13 protein-coding genes, 5 tRNA genes and 1 other RNA gene are annotated in these 14,461 nt (G+C 44.9%); 9 read left to right on the forward strand and 10 right to left on the reverse strand.

What is annotated here, in order from left to right; translation table 11 throughout:
* Window positions 1-2 precede the first annotated feature (2 nt).
* The 5 genes from AC3CH4_RS04405 to AC3CH4_RS04425 all read right to left on the reverse strand — a co-directional run bounded on the left by AC3CH4_RS04405 (window position 3) and on the right by AC3CH4_RS04425 (window position 834).
* Window positions 3-87 (reverse strand) — tRNA-Tyr (locus tag AC3CH4_RS04405).
* A gap of 101 nt (window positions 88-188) precedes the next feature.
* Window positions 189-273: transfer RNA gene (locus AC3CH4_RS04410), tRNA-Tyr, on the reverse strand.
* Between the two features lie 102 nt (window positions 274-375).
* Window positions 376-460, reverse strand: a tRNA-Tyr gene (locus AC3CH4_RS04415).
* Between the two features lie 102 nt (window positions 461-562).
* Window positions 563-647: transfer RNA gene (locus AC3CH4_RS04420), tRNA-Tyr, on the reverse strand.
* A gap of 102 nt (window positions 648-749) precedes the next feature.
* Window positions 750-834 (reverse strand) — tRNA-Tyr (locus AC3CH4_RS04425).
* A 550-nt stretch (window positions 835-1,384) separates the two neighbouring features.
* Here AC3CH4_RS04425 and AC3CH4_RS04430 point away from each other — a divergent pair.
* The 3 genes from AC3CH4_RS04430 to AC3CH4_RS04440 all read left to right on the forward strand — a co-directional run bounded on the left by AC3CH4_RS04430 (window position 1,385) and on the right by AC3CH4_RS04440 (window position 6,036).
* Window positions 1,385-2,461, forward strand: coding sequence for an efflux RND transporter periplasmic adaptor subunit (locus tag AC3CH4_RS04430; RefSeq protein ID WP_488518602.1), 1,077 nt, complete (start codon window positions 1,385-1,387; stop codon window positions 2,459-2,461).
* Window positions 2,461-5,574, forward strand: coding sequence for a vibriobactin export RND transporter permease subunit VexH (gene vexH, locus AC3CH4_RS04435; protein ID WP_488543357.1), 3,114 nt, complete (start codon window positions 2,461-2,463; stop codon window positions 5,572-5,574). Before AC3CH4_RS04430 ends, vexH begins: the two co-directional genes overlap by 1 nt.
* Window positions 5,575-5,715: 141 nt before the next feature.
* On the forward strand, window positions 5,716-6,036 hold the full coding sequence (locus tag AC3CH4_RS04440) for a DUF1244 domain-containing protein (protein WP_010439576.1): 321 nt from the start codon (window positions 5,716-5,718) through the stop codon (window positions 6,034-6,036).
* A gap of 104 nt (window positions 6,037-6,140) precedes the next feature.
* Here the strand turns inward: AC3CH4_RS04440 and AC3CH4_RS04445 are convergent, their stop codons facing one another.
* Window positions 6,141-7,208 (reverse strand): PLP-dependent cysteine synthase family protein, encoded by a 1,068-nt coding sequence (locus AC3CH4_RS04445; protein ID WP_017073562.1) that lies wholly within the window; start codon window positions 7,206-7,208, stop codon window positions 6,141-6,143.
* A 147-nt stretch (window positions 7,209-7,355) separates the two neighbouring features.
* Between AC3CH4_RS04445 and AC3CH4_RS04450 the strand changes: the two genes are divergently transcribed.
* Complete coding sequence (locus tag AC3CH4_RS04450) at window positions 7,356-7,811, forward strand: Lrp/AsnC family transcriptional regulator (RefSeq protein WP_017073561.1); 456 nt, start codon at window positions 7,356-7,358, stop codon at window positions 7,809-7,811.
* A 72-nt stretch (window positions 7,812-7,883) separates the two neighbouring features.
* On the forward strand, window positions 7,884-8,549 hold the full coding sequence (locus AC3CH4_RS04455; protein ID WP_488543358.1) for a hypothetical protein: 666 nt from the start codon (window positions 7,884-7,886) through the stop codon (window positions 8,547-8,549).
* 158 nt (window positions 8,550-8,707) lie between these two features.
* On the opposite strand, the gene tesB is transcribed toward AC3CH4_RS04455, so the two are convergent.
* The gene (gene tesB / locus AC3CH4_RS04460) at window positions 8,708-9,568 is read right to left on the reverse strand and encodes an acyl-CoA thioesterase II (RefSeq protein ID WP_029224851.1); all 861 of its coding nucleotides are present in this window, start codon (window positions 9,566-9,568) and stop codon (window positions 8,708-8,710) included.
* Between the two features lie 168 nt (window positions 9,569-9,736).
* On the opposite strand from tesB, the gene AC3CH4_RS04465 reads away from it, so the two are divergent.
* The gene (locus AC3CH4_RS04465) at window positions 9,737-10,177 is read left to right on the forward strand and encodes a YbaY family lipoprotein (protein ID WP_488543359.1); all 441 of its coding nucleotides are present in this window, start codon (window positions 9,737-9,739) and stop codon (window positions 10,175-10,177) included.
* Window positions 10,178-10,261: 84 nt separating this feature from the next.
* On the opposite strand, the gene AC3CH4_RS04470 is transcribed toward AC3CH4_RS04465, so the two are convergent.
* On the reverse strand, window positions 10,262-10,564 hold the full coding sequence (locus AC3CH4_RS04470) for an MGMT family protein (protein WP_171314671.1): 303 nt from the start codon (window positions 10,562-10,564) through the stop codon (window positions 10,262-10,264).
* Between the two features lie 51 nt (window positions 10,565-10,615).
* Here AC3CH4_RS04470 and AC3CH4_RS04475 point away from each other — a divergent pair, with 51 nt between their 5' ends.
* Together AC3CH4_RS04475 and ffs are read left to right on the forward strand one after the other, a co-directional pair.
* Window positions 10,616-11,359 carry a VP0952 family biofilm-associated protein gene (locus AC3CH4_RS04475; protein ID WP_017073556.1) on the forward strand — a complete coding sequence of 248 codons (744 nt, stop codon included), beginning with the start codon at window positions 10,616-10,618 and terminating at the stop codon, window positions 11,357-11,359.
* A 197-nt stretch (window positions 11,360-11,556) separates the two neighbouring features.
* An RNA gene (ffs, locus tag AC3CH4_RS04480) (signal recognition particle sRNA small type) lies at window positions 11,557-11,653 on the forward strand.
* 108 nt (window positions 11,654-11,761) lie between these two features.
* On the opposite strand, the gene AC3CH4_RS04485 is transcribed toward ffs, so the two are convergent.
* Window positions 11,762-12,826, reverse strand: coding sequence for a bifunctional transcriptional activator/DNA repair enzyme AdaA (locus AC3CH4_RS04485; RefSeq protein WP_488543360.1), 1,065 nt, complete (start codon window positions 12,824-12,826; stop codon window positions 11,762-11,764).
* Between the two features lie 216 nt (window positions 12,827-13,042).
* Here AC3CH4_RS04485 and AC3CH4_RS04490 point away from each other — a divergent pair, with 216 nt between their 5' ends.
* Window positions 13,043-13,966, forward strand: coding sequence for a DMT family transporter (locus AC3CH4_RS04490; RefSeq protein WP_017073554.1), 924 nt, complete (start codon window positions 13,043-13,045; stop codon window positions 13,964-13,966).
* A gap of 51 nt (window positions 13,967-14,017) precedes the next feature.
* Here the strand turns inward: AC3CH4_RS04490 and AC3CH4_RS04495 are convergent, their stop codons facing one another.
* Complete coding sequence (locus AC3CH4_RS04495) at window positions 14,018-14,356, reverse strand: hypothetical protein (protein ID WP_341634802.1); 339 nt, start codon at window positions 14,354-14,356, stop codon at window positions 14,018-14,020.
* Between the last annotated feature and the right edge of the window lie 105 nt (window positions 14,357-14,461).

Here is a 14,461-nt window from a genome sequence, read left to right on the forward strand (position 1 = left end):
TATGGTGGAGGGAGACGGATTCGAACCATCGAAGGCAGTGCCGGCAGATTTACAGTCTGCTCCCTTTGGCCACTCGGGAACCCCTCCAGGGTGTGTCTTACTCTTCACAAAGTAAGCCTAAATTGATGTTTCCCATAAGCCCATCAATCAGGTTGTTCTCTTAACTCTTAAAAGAGGTAAGAAGAATATGGTGGAGGGAGACGGATTCGAACCATCGAAGGCAGTGCCGGCAGATTTACAGTCTGCTCCCTTTGGCCACTCGGGAACCCCTCCAGGGTGTGTCTTACTTTTCACAAAGTAAGCCTAAATTGATGTTTTCCCATAAGCCCATCAATCAGGTTGTTCTCTTAACTCTTAAAAGAGGTAAGAAGAATATGGTGGAGGGAGACGGATTCGAACCATCGAAGGCAGTGCCGGCAGATTTACAGTCTGCTCCCTTTGGCCACTCGGGAACCCCTCCAGGGTGTGTCTTACTTTTCACAAAGTAAGCCTAAATTGATGTTTTCCCATAAGCCCATCAATCAGGTTGTTCTCTTAACTCTTAAAAGAGGTAAGAAGAATATGGTGGAGGGAGACGGATTCGAACCATCGAAGGCGGAGCCGGCAGATTTACAGTCTGCTCCCTTTGGCCACTCGGGAACCCCTCCAGGGTGTGTCTTACTTTTCACAAAGTAAGCCTAAATTGATGTTTTCCCATAAGCCCATCAATCAGGTTGTTCTCTTAACTCTTAAAAGAGGTAAGAAGAATATGGTGGAGGGAGACGGATTCGAACCATCGAAGGCGGAGCCGGCAGATTTACAGTCTGCTCCCTTTGGCCACTCGGGAACCCCTCCAGGGTGTTTTTTCCTATCTCATAACGGATAGGCTAAAGAGATGTTTTTCCCAACGCATCTCTCAAGTGCGGAGCGCATCATAGCAAACACGTTAAACCTGTAAAGAGTTTTTCTTATGGTTTTGTGTTAAATGCTGCCTTTTTGGGCAAAGATGGCGAAAAGTATGCATATTGCTCGTGAAGTGAACACCTACGCTCAGGTTTACGTAGTGACAGGTAACACCTTGAGGTAACTGACTTTCTGTATTGTGTTTGGTTTGTGTTATTGGCGAAGAAACGTAAATGGAATTTAACCTAGATTTACACTTCTTGACGTTACAGCATTCATCAGTTGATAGAATACGGTTAATTTCATTTATAGATAATAATACCAATCGTAGTAAGTAACTTGTCATTCTAGCTTGTTAAAATGCTCGATAACTGCGTTAGAATTTTTGATTGTAGGATAACTACTTATCGAAAATTCTGCCTTGTTCTCAAGCCTTTTCCCTACGCTATTTCTGACCACTTACTCACTGTGATTGGTACAAACTTACTTGCAGACCATTATTATGAAGCATAAATCTGTTTTAACCCTACTTAGCTTGTCTATTCTTATGGCGTCTCCAGCCGTACTTGCTAAGCGTATGGGCCCTAGCACTGTCACTGTTGTGACTGAGCAGGTTGATATTCACCAAGTTAGCCAATCTCTTTCGTTGGTCGGTAAGTTAGAAGCCGAGCAATCGGTCATGATCACTTCTGAAGTAGCTGGCAGAGTCGATTCTATCAACATTAAAGCCAATCAAGATGTCACTAAAGGGCAGATGTTGGTTCAACTCGATGATGACAAAGCGAAAGCCGCGGTTGCAGAGGCTCAAGCTTATTTAAAAGACGAGCAACGTAAGCTAGCGGAATTTCAACGCCTAGTGAAACGTAACGCGATCACGCAAACTGAAATTGATGCTCAGAAAACAAACGTAGAGATCGCCAACGCTCGCTTAGCTGCCGCAAACGCTAACCTTAAAGATCTACACATCAGCGCACCTTTCTCTGGCACTGTCGGTTTTATCGACTTTAGCCGCGGTAAAATGGTGACAGCAGGCACTGAACTCGTGACCTTAGATGACTTGTCTGTGATGCAGTTAGATCTTCAAATTCCAGAGCGCTACCTTTCTAAACTTTCTAAAGGTATGAAAGTAACGGCTCACACCAGTGCCTGGGGCGATACTCAGTTCACTGGCACAGTAGTTGGTATCGATTCCCGTATTAACGCTGAAACTTTGAACCTGCGAGTTCGAATTCATTTCGATAACAACAATGATTACCTAAAACCGGGTATGCTAGTCGCGGCTGATATGGACTTCCCACCAGTAGAAGCACCAATTATTCCAGTCCAAGCCTTGGAGTACTCGGGCACTAAACGTTTTGTTTATGTGATTGGCGAGGATAACAAGGCAACTCGAACAGAAGTGTTCTTGGGTGCGCGTATCGATAACGAAGTCGTGATTGATAAAGGCATCGAAATTGGTCAGAAGATCGTGGTGCAAGGTATCGTGAACATGCGTGACGGAGTCTTGGTTCAAGAGCTTGCCGTTAATCGCCCAACTGATGCAGCAAGTGATAAAAAAGCACAAGAGGGCGCTAACTAATGTTGTTATCTGATGTTTCTGTAAAGAGACCAGTAGCGGCTGTCGTATTGAGCCTGCTTTTGGTTGTGTTTGGTATCGTCTCTTTCAATAAGCTCGCGGTTCGTGAGATGCCTGATATTGAAAGCCCGGTGGTATCGATCAGTACTCGTTATGAGGGTGCGTCTGCCACCATCATTGAAAGTCAAATAACCTCCAATCTTGAAGACCAATTATCCGGTATCAGTGGTATCGATGAGATCGAATCCACAACGCGTAACGGCATGTCGCGTATCACTATTACCTTTGAGCTTGGTTACGACCTCAATACGGGTGTGAGTGATGTGCGTGATGCGGTCGCTCGTGCTCAGCGATCATTGCCTGATGAAGCCGACGACCCCATTGTTTATAAGAACAATGGTAGTGGCGAAGCCTCGGTCTACATTAACTTAAGCTCGACTGAGATGGACCGAACGCAGTTAACCGACTACACCGAACGAGTGTTGATTGACCGCTTTAGTTTGATCTCAGGTGTGAGCTCGGTGGATATCTCAGGTGGCTTGTACAAAGTAATGTACGTCAAGCTGAAACCTGCTCAGATGGCGGGTCGTGGTGTTACTACCTCGGACATCACTTCTGCATTGAACAATGAGAATATTGAAAGCCCGGGTGGTGAAGTACGTAATGACGCGATTGTGATGTCGGTGCGTACAGCTCGTTCTTACACTGAAGCGGAAGATTTCGAATACCTAGTGGTAAAACGTGCCTCTGATAACACGCCTATCTACCTGAAAGACGTAGCGGATGTATACATTGGTGCAGAAAACGAGAACTCGACCTTTAAGAGTGATGGCGTTGTTAACGTAAGTATGGGTATTGTGCCTCAGTCAGATGCAAACCCACTTGAGGTTGCTGACTTAGTACACAAAGAAGTCGAAGCAATTCAAAAGTTCCTACCTGATGGGACTCGTCTGGCGGTCGACTATGACTCAACGGTCTTTATCGATCGTTCGATCTCAGAGGTTTACAGCACACTCTTTATTACGGGTGGCTTAGTTATCCTTGTGCTTTACATCTTTATTGGTCAAGCACGTGCAACACTTATTCCAGCGGTAACCGTACCCGTCTCTTTGATCTCTTCGTTTATTGCGGCGTACTACTTCGGTTTTTCTATCAACCTGATTACCTTGATGGCACTTATCCTGTCGATTGGTTTGGTGGTCGATGACGCGATTGTGGTAGTAGAAAACATTTTCCACCATATTGAACGTGGTGAGTCACCACTGCTTGCAGCCTATAAAGGAACACGAGAGGTAGGCTTCGCGGTAATCGCAACAACGCTTGTATTGGTGATGGTATTTTTACCAATCTCGTTCATGGATGGCATGGTAGGTCTTCTGTTTACTGAGTTCTCGGTATTGTTGGCGATGTCGGTGATTTTCTCGTCGCTAGTCGCATTAACGTTAACGCCAGTGTTAGGCAGTAAAATCCTAAAAGCGAACGTTAAACCGAACCGTTTCAATCTGTTTGTCGAGCGCGTATTTGGCAAGCTTGAGTCTGGATATCGCTCGGTCTTGCGTCGTGCTCTAAACTGGCGTTGGGCAGCTCCAATCATCATTATCGCGTGTATGGGCGGTAGTTATGGCTTGATGCAACAAGTGCCGTCGCAACTGACTCCACAAGAAGACCGTGGTGTTATCTTTGCGTTTGTTCGTGGTGCCGATGCAACCAGTTACAACCGTATGTCTGCCAACATGGACATCGTTGAAGAGCGCTTAATGCCATTGCTTGGTCAAGGCTTCTTGAAGTCATTCAGTATTCAATCACCAGCGTTTGGTGGTAATGCGGGCGACCAAACGGGCTTCGTTATCATGATCCTAGAAGATTGGGATGAGCGTGACGTTACAGCACAAGAAGCGTTGAATGAAGTTCGTAAATCTTTGAATGGCATTCCTGATGTACGTGTATTCCCATTCATGCCTGGCTTCAAAGGGGGGTCAAGTGAGCCAGTTCAATTTGTACTTGGCGGTTCTGATTACACTGAACTTCAAAAATGGGCCGAGCTATTAAAGCAAGCCGCTGAAGAGTCTCCAATGATGGAAGGCGCGGACATCGATTACTCTGAGAAAACACCAGAGCTATTGGTAACCGTAGATAAGCAGCGTGCAGCAGAGTTAGGTGTTAGCGTTTCAGATATTTCAGATACGTTAGAAATCATGCTTGGCGGACGCAGTGAAACCACCTTCGTTGACCGTGGTGAAGAGTACGACGTATACCTGCGTGGTGATGAAAACAGCTTTAACAACGCTAATGACTTAAGCCAAATCTACATGCGAACTCAGTCTGGCGAGCTAGTTACGCTCGACACGCTGACGCACATTGAAGAAGTGGCATCCTCGATTCGTTTATCGCACTACAACAAGCAGAAATCGGTGACCATTAAAGCAAACCTAATGGAAGGTTACACGCTGGGTGATGCTCTGGATTTCCTTGATGAACAAGCGATTGAGCAGTTACCAGGCGATATCTCAGTTAGCTATTCTGGCGAGTCAAAAGACTTTAAAGAGAACCAATCAAGTATCTTAGTGGTATTTGCGCTAGCGATGCTGGTCGCGTACTTGGTACTGGCCGCGCAGTTTGAAAGCTTCATTAACCCGCTGGTGGTGATGTTCACCGTACCTATGGGTATCTTTGGTGGCTTCTTAGGTTTGGTGTTGATGAATCAAGGGCTTAACGTCTATAGCCAGATTGGTATGATCATGTTGATCGGTATGGTGACCAAAAACGGTATCTTGATCGTAGAGTTTGCTAACCAACTTCGTGACCGTGGCATTGAGTTTGAAAAGGCGATCATTGATGCTTCGGCTCGACGTTTACGTCCAATCTTGATGACGGCGTTCACCACACTAGCCGGTGCAATCCCATTGATTACTTCAACGGGCGCGGGTTACGAAAGCCGAGTGGCTGTGGGTACGGTTATCTTCTTTGGTATGGGCTTTGCAACTTTGGTTACTCTGTTCGTAATCCCTGCGATGTATCGACTGATTTCTGGCTCAACACGTTCTCCAGGTCATGTGGAAGCGGTTCTAAATAAAGAACTGAGCCACGATAACGTGGGAAGAAGCAGTCACGGTTAATGAACACGCACGGCTAATGAACATGGAATAGTGTAACAATATTGAAAAGCCTGCGTTTGCTCCTAGCGAATGGCAGGCTTTTTTTGTATAACAAACAGAGCTCAACGAATTAATACAATAAATCGAATAAAGGAAAGTAAAGTGGCTGAATTTAAATACAAAGATCTTTCTCAAGAAGAACAAGACAAACTAGACGCAGCAACCTTTCGTCGCCTGTTAGCACATTTAGATAGCAACAAAGATGTGCAAAACATCGACCTAATGATCTTGGCGGGCTTCTGCCGAAACTGTTTCAGTAAATGGTACAAAGCCGAAGCTGAGCAACAAGGCCTAGACTTGGATATCGATGACGCTCGTGAGCGCGTATACGGCATGACTTACGATGAGTGGAAACAAAACCATCAACCAAAAGCGACACCTGAGCAACTAGCGGCGTTTGAAGCGAAGCAGAAGCCAGAATAATTGTTCTCGCTAGAGATTGATTAATAGAACAAACCAAAAAAGAGCCCATCAGGGCTCTTTTTAATTTTGTACGCTAATCTTAGCTTTGAATGCTAGTGTCGAGCTTAAGCTAACTCACCCGTTTGCGAGAAAGCCTCTAACTTCGCCGCGTAAGGTTGTAGGTCACCAATATTTAGATTTACCCACTCGTCATTAAAGTAAGTGTCTAGGTAACGTTCGCCACTGTCACATAATAAAGTCACGATAGAGCCTTTCTCTCCGCGTGCTTTCATTTCACTGGCTAGTTGAAGCACACCGTACATATTAGTACCGGTTGATGCACCAACTTTTCGGCCAAGAATATCAGACAGCCAATGCGTAGTAGCGATACTTGCTGCGTCTGGAATTGTACGCATCTCATCAATCACACCCGAGATAAAGCTAGGCTCTGCACGTGGGCGCCCGATACCTTCAATTTTGCTGAATGTGTTGCCTTTGACATCCGCGTTGCCTGTTTTGAAAAATTCATGGAATACAGAATTCTCAGGGTCGACAACACAAAGTTTAGTTTCATGCTGTTGGTAGCGAATAAAACGACCAATGGTTGCTGATGTACCACCTGTACCTGGGCTCATTACCACCCAAGCTGGAACTGGGTGATCTTCCATCTGCATTTGATTGAAAATTGAGTTGGCAATGTTGTTGTTACCACGCCAGTCGGTTGCGCGCTCAGCGTAAGTAAATTGATCCATGTAATGCCCATTCAACTCTTCAGCCAAACGACGAGACTCTGCGTAGATTTCGTCAGAACGCTCAACAAGGTGCGCTTGACCGCCGTAGAATTCAATCTGTTCAATTTTCTTTTTCGCTGTGCATTTTGGCATTACCGCAATAAACGGAAGGCCAAGCAGGCGAGCAAAGTACGCTTCAGACACCGCTGTACTGCCTGATGAAGATTCAATGATCGTGGTTTCTGGGCCAACCCAACCATTACAAATCGCATAGAGGAAAAGGGAACGCGCTAAACGATGCTTCAAAGAGCCTGTTGGGTGTGTACTTTCATCTTTAAGATAAATATCAATGCCTTCTACGCTAGGTAGATCGAGCTTGATCAGGTGCGTATCCGCTGAGCGTTGGTAATCGGCTTCAATTTTACGAATCGCGTTGTTAATCCATTGATGGTCAGTACACATAGGCGTTCTCCTGAAACTAAGTAGGAATTCTTTGTAATTGGTATGGTTATAATTTAGCGATATCCAAGGAGAAAAACTTTGCCATATTTCCTTTGTTTTGCTTAAATTGTAGAAAATTATTCTCTTTAAAACTGATTTGGTGAAAGTGTGATAGATGCCGTAGATAAAAAGATATTAAGGTTGTTACAAGAAGACAGCACGCTGTCGTTGAATGACATATCTGAAGCGGTCAACCTGACGACCACGCCTTGTTGGAAAAGACTTAAACGACTTGAAGAGAACGGAGTTATTGAGAAAAGAGTCGCGTTGTTGAATCCTGAAAAGCTCGATCTTTCCTTTACCGCGTTCGTATTGATTAAAACCAGTGATCATTCTCATGAGTGGTATGGTCGTTTTGTGAATACTGTGTCTGAATTTCCAGAAGTGATGGAGTTTTATCGTATGGCGGGCGAGTATGATTATATGATGAAGGTTCAGGTGAAAGACATGAAGTGCTTTGACGACTTTTACAAACGCTTAGTGAATAGCATTGATGGTATATCTAATGTGACGTCGACTTTTGCGATGGAACCACTGAAGTACACGACAGCGTTGCCGCTGTAAGTTAAACCTAGCCACACGTTACATCTTGTCTCAGTTTAGACATCGCCTCTGCGATAAAGAAAAGGATTATTCATGTTTGCAAAAATCTCTACCGCGATCCAATTGGTGTTAGCCGTCGCCATTTTTTATTTAGGCTACACCATCTATTCATTTACCAATAAAGTCGGGGAGATCGTCGATACTTATCCGCAAGTTATTGAAGACTTATCGGGTCTTACCAAGGGACTAAAAGTGGAAGAGCTTTTGGCGTTTGCTGAGCATGTTAATGAACTGGCTCCTCAGGTGTTGGATACTGTAGAAGATGTCCGTAAAACCATCGATGAAGTTAATCAAACTGTTTCATCGGTCGATAGCAAAATCCCCGCTATCTTAGATGAAGTTAAGAGTGTTCGAACCGAAGTAGAGCAAGTAAGAACCGATGTTATTCCCCCAACACTAACGGAATTAAAACGATACCGTGTCGATGTAATGCCGCCAATGCTCGCTGAAAGTACATCTTATCGGGAGCAAACCATTCCAGTGATTGTCACTGAATCCGAAATGCTTAGAGCTGAAGTGCCTGATATTTTGGTACAAGCTAATCTGCTAGCCGATAAGAGTAGAGAGTTAGCTCAGGGAGCTGCAGAAGGTGCGGTGAAAGGGGTGGTGCTATCACCATTTAATCTACTGCGAGACGCTGGAGATGGCATTAAAATGCGAGTACAAAGTGAATTCGAGCCGACGTTAGAGGTTGAATAGACTTTACTGTTTTTGTGTGACGTTCTTTCGTCAGCGTTACTAAAAAGGGGCTAGGTATGATACCTAGCCCCTTTTGGGTTTGAACGTGCTTGTTCGCCGTTTCTAAAAATGTACGTCGCTTTTAAAAAATGCTCACAGTTATAAAAAGTGTTTGCTCGTTACTTGGTAAAGCGCATCACACCTTCTTGAACGGCTGTCGCGACTAGCTCACCTTTTTGGTTGTAAATCTCACCACGTACTAAGCCGCGAGTATTGGCAGCGGTCGGGCTTTCAATCGCATATAGCAGCCATTCATCCATTTTGAATGGACGGTGGAACCAAATAGAGTGGTCAATCGTTGCAACTTGGAAGTTTGGCGTCATGATCGATACTTCATGAGGGTGAAGCGCTGTCACCAAGAAGCCCCAATCAGACGCGTATGCCAACAAATATTGGTGAATAAGCTGGTTGTCTGGCAACGCACCATTTGCTCTTACCCACAAGTATTGTTTCGCTTCGGCTTTTTTAGGGTTTAGTGGATTAACGACCGTAACAGGGCGCATCTCAATCGGTTTTTCTCCACAAAAGGTTTTGCGTAGCTTCTCTGGTAAGAATTCAGCGATATGGCTCGCTAACTCGGTTTCTGATGCAAAGTTCTCTGGCCCTGGAATATCAGGCATTGCAATTTGGTGTTCAAAACCTGGAGCATCGCCATGATAAGAAGCTGTGAGATAGAAAATAGGGCGGCCATTTTGAATTGCTTTAACACGACGTGTGCTAAAGCTGCGTCCATCTCTTAGGTTTTCAACATCGTAAATAATTGGCTTTTCAGGATCACCAGGGTACAGAAAGTAACTATGGAACGAGTGAACACTGCGGTCGTCTTGAACGGTATAGCGAGCCGCAGAAAGCGCTTGTCCCAATACCTGACCGCCATAAACCTGGGGAAGACCTAGGTTCTCACTTTGCCCTCGGAATAAACCTTCTTCCAGCTTTTCTAGCTGAAGTAAACTGAGTAATTCTTGTAAAGGTTGACTCATCGCCAGCATTCCTCTTCGTAAAATGGGTGTCAGATTAGTGTGCTAATCATTTAGCTTAGTCAAATATCTGTCAATAAATCATAGGGTTTCGAGACAGAATATGAAAGCTCTCTTATAATTAGGCCGTAGATTTGTCGATTCCGACAAACATGTTGAGAGAAATTGAATATGAAAAAGGCTCTAATTTTTATTACGTCTTTATTATCGTTTGGCCTACTGGTTGGTTGCCAAGCAACATCAGAAACGAATGCTTCTCAAGAAGCCGTTGCAGAGAATACCCAAGTGATTTCAGGCACAGTAAGCTATCGTGAACGAATTGCATTGCCAGAGAATGCAGTTATTACCGTAACGCTAGAAGATATTTCACTTGCTGACGCGCCATCAACGGTGATTGCGACTCAAGAATTCACAGCTGATGGTAAGCAAGTCCCTTTCGCATTCGAATTGAGCTACGACAACAACAAAATTCAAGCTAACCACCGTTACAACATGCGCGCAACGATTCATGTCGACGGTAAGTTACGTTTCACAACAGACACAATTAAGCCTGTAATTACTGATGTAGAAAACACGCAACAAGCAGACTTGCGCTTGGTTGGTGTTCGTTAACTAGGAATGGATGCCATATCAAGGCATCTTGACTAGCTTATTAGCTTATTAGCTTATTAACTAGTTATGTAATTGATGGCAGCTCTAGGGCTGCCATTTGTATATTCTGAGTTTTACCTTTCCTGCGTCACTCACTTCAACCCCTTCTTCGACCAGATGCTTCTTTTGGCGATCAAACGAATCCCCCTTCAAAGAGATCTCACCTTTGCTGTTAATCACTCTATACCAAGGTAGTGTACTTCCTTCAGGCAAGTTGCCTAATGCTCTACCTACATGTCGTGCATAGCCCGGAAAACCTGAAAAACGTGCTATGTCTCCATAAGTTGTTACTTTCCCATATGGAATTTGGTGAATCACAGCAAAGATTTGGGGCAAAAATTGGTCCATACTAAAAGTTCCTAGTTCATTAATACCACGGATCGGTAGAAGGAGAGGGCTATGGTATTTTCAACGTTTCAGTTCTTGATAACCACATTATTAGCGGTTGTTTGCGCGAGAGCAATCAGTTTAAGTGAGGGAGATATCCCAGTACTTGCAATGGTTATTCCTGCTTTATGGATCTTACCGCAGGGAGGCATCGCAGGGTTAGCTTTGCTCGCATCCATGACTGCCTATGGTTTAACCCTGCCTTTACAACCCATCACGCTGTCTGTCAGTGCGTGGGTATTATTCCCACTGCTTATGGTGGTCTTTTCAAAACGCAGTAGTTTATCCGTCGTAATTATTTCTGGCTTGATTGTAGCAACTTTGCAAGTCGGGATTATGGTAACGCAGTCAGCAGGTAAGCTTGATGGCGCCCCCTGGATTACCACACTACAGACTTTGTCGATCATTGTGATTTGGTGGGCAGCGAATCACCTTAAACCAGCCAGCCGACACAGCTGGTGGTCATTAGGTTTGATTCTTCCATTGTGGATAGCCGACTTACCTTATGCAGCTTTGGTTGCTTTGTGTGTTACAGGCATTATGGCATCGATGGAAACACTGACGCGTTTGAAAACCTTCCGATGGAATAAGCTATTGTGTTGGACATTACCAACGGTCGGTTTTGCTGCTCTGGTGATTACCCCAAGCATTGAGGTTCCAAGCCCGGTATTTGTGGTTTGGTTGTGCCTGTTAGGCACGGCATGGATGACAGATTACATCCTTCGCACCGAAGATAACGAAGACATCGATATCTAGCACCACAGAAACTCAAGCCCTTAGAACGCAGGTAAATGGTGAATTTACCTGCGATTTTCTATTGGTTTGAATAAAGGATAAGCACTTAGACAGCAATTGTTCAAAAATAGGGTCGAAGAGCTTGCAATGGTTGCTGCGATGCTTAATAATCCAATCACTCTTTGAGGCAAGCCTCTTAGAAAAAGAATCTATGGAGGCTCTGGTCCTCCCGCAACACTAACTTGTGAACTCGGTCAGGCCTGGAAGGGAGCAGCCGCAGCAGGCGACGTGTGTGCCGGGATGTGGCTGGGGCTTCCACCCATATAAAAAGCCGCTCTTAATGAGCGGCTTTTTGCTATCTGAAGCTTTTTAATTGTAGTTTTAAATAACGTCTTCAAGTCTATTGATTAGCTACTATAGCGCTTACTTGTCTCGTACTAATCGCTCTTTATCTAATAACGCGCGTTTACGTTCCAATCCCCAACGGTATCCACCTAGCTCCCCATTACTTCTCAGAACGCGATGGCAAGGTACCAGCACGCCAATCCGGTTTTTACCACAAGCTGATGCTACCGCTCGAACCGCTTTTGGTTTGTCGATCTCACCAGCTACTTCACTGTAGCTCACAATATCGCCTTCTTTGATGCTCAATAAAAACTGCCATACCTTAATCTGAAATGCAGTTCCTCGAATATCCAGTGGCAAATCAGGTCTTGGGGCGCCTTGACTGATGTGCTGATCGAGTGCTTCTATCCAGAAATCCAACTCGGGCGTATCTAGTGACGCAGAAATTGTCAGTTCGGCTTTTGGGAACTCGCTACTCAATTGCTCTAATAGTGCTTGTTCATTGTCACCAAATTGCACGAAACAGACGCCTTTATCGGTCGCGGCCATCATCATGAAACCGAGTGAGGTTTGGCGGCATGCATAATTGATTGTTTCGCCAGCGCCTCCTGCTCGATAGGCTTTTGGTGCCATACCGATGTTGCGAGTTGCTTCTCCATAGACACGACTAATTGAGCCAAAACCAGAGGCGTAGATGGCGTCGGTTACGCCGTCTCCTTGTTTTAGAGAGCTCTTAAAGTGACGCATTCGAACGGCATCTTGATACGCTTTAGGTGACACTCCGAATGCTTCTTTGAACAGCCTTTGTAATCGTGAGGGAGATAATTCCGCAATTTCACCTAAGTTAGAAAGTGTGAGTTTCTCATCAGCGTGCGCTTCAATGTGGCGTGCAACTTCTACCAATTTTTCTACTCGAGAGTTTCCCGGAAAAGGGTGGCAGCGTTTGCATGGCCTGAAGCCTGCCAACATCGCCATTTCAATGCTTTCAAAGAACCTCATGTTCTCAGGTTTTGCAGGCCTCGCAGAACACGATGGCAAGCAATAAACACCCGTAGTGATAACACCATAGAAAAATTGCCCGTCGAAAGACTTGTCTCTGACGGCTATCGCTTTTCTCATTTCGAGTTCTGGTGGCATTGGCATGGCTTAATCTCTACTTAATTACTGGTCTATCACTATCTAACCGCATGTTCGGTGATGGTTCCATCCGTTTCTTGCTAACTAATTTTATTATAAGCACTTGAGGTTCAATCGCTCTTGGATTGAACAATATAGATATAACGCAAAAATCGGATGTTTTGTATTTCTGTGGGTCGCTAAGATTGATCATATACCAATTATTTAAGAGTGAACTGAACCATGACATCGACTATTAATATCTCAATGAATGCCCGTGTGTGGGCAATGCTGATTGTTCTTTCCATGCTATGGGGAGGATCGTTCTTCTTCGTTGGTGTTGTGGTTACTGATCTTCCTCCGTTAACCATAGTCGCGCTTAGAGTGGGAATTGCTGCCATCACTTTGTGGATTATTGCTTTGATGATAGGGCTTCGCCCGCCTAAAGAGTTGCGTGTTTGGGGGGCCTTTTTAGGAATGGGTTTACTTAATAATGTCGTCCCGTTCGCGCTTATCGTATGGGGGCAAACTCAAATCGCGTCTGGGCTAGCGTCGATCCTTAACGCAGCGACACCGATCTTCGCGGTTGTGGTGGCAGGAATATTATTACCTGATGAGCGTGTAACACCGCTAAAACTCGTGGGTGTCGGCATTGGTTTTGTTGGTGTGGTTGTGATGATAGGGTTGCCTGCTCTGAGCGGAGGTGGCAGTTTTATTGCTCAGTTGGCAATCATCGCGGCTGCTTTGTCATACGCTTTTGCAGGAGTGTACGGTCGTCGATTCAAAGCTATGGAGATCAATCCGATTATCACAGCGGCAGGGCAAGTAACAGCATCAACGATTGTTTTAACCCCTGTTGCGTTAATGGTGGATGGCCCACTTGATGTTGTAGCAATGAGTGGAGATACATGGGCGGCTATCGCTGGGCTTGCAGTTTTATCGACAGCGGTCGCTTATGTACTGTACTTTAAAATTCTAGAACTGGCAGGGGCGACCAATGTTTTACTCGTTACCTTGTTAGTGCCTGTTTCCGCCATCTTGCTTGGTTCTCTGTTCCTCAATGAGTCGTTAGAAGTTATTCACTTTGTTGGCATGTTGTTGATCGCTATTGGCTTGTCGGCCATCGATGGAAGATTGTGGCGCCGTATTAAACTGGCGAAGGTTTGAGTGGTATATCGCCCCCAATCTTCATCACAAAGCCGTTTTTAGTAAACGGCGTTAATTCGCAGGCAACACAACAGCAGACGCTTCTTCGTCTGAATCTTCTTTGTCTTCTACTTTGTCAGCAACCCAATCAATTGTCTTTGTTAAGTAGAGCTTATTGGTTTCTATATCACACCAACTTTTTGACAGCCCTCGGCGATTAAACTCACTGCCAATCGCTGCGAGTGTTTGGTTGCTTGAGCGCCCGTAATACAAGGTGTCGCACAGTTGCAGGTTCGACATCGATTGAGGATACGTATTGACTGACGAGGAGTTCATACTTAAAGCTTTGGATTGATTGTGTGTGCAGCCAGTTAGGCTCAGGAAAAAGAAAAGGATTAGCGTATTTTTCATGGTGTATCAGGTCTGTTGCCGATGATTAGAAGAGAGTATTGCCATGATTGCCACACTAATTTGTCAATTTCTCGCCAACTAGTTATAGACCAAGACTTTCCTCCC

It is taken from the genome of Vibrio sp. QJM3NY_26, assembly GCF_057786005.1.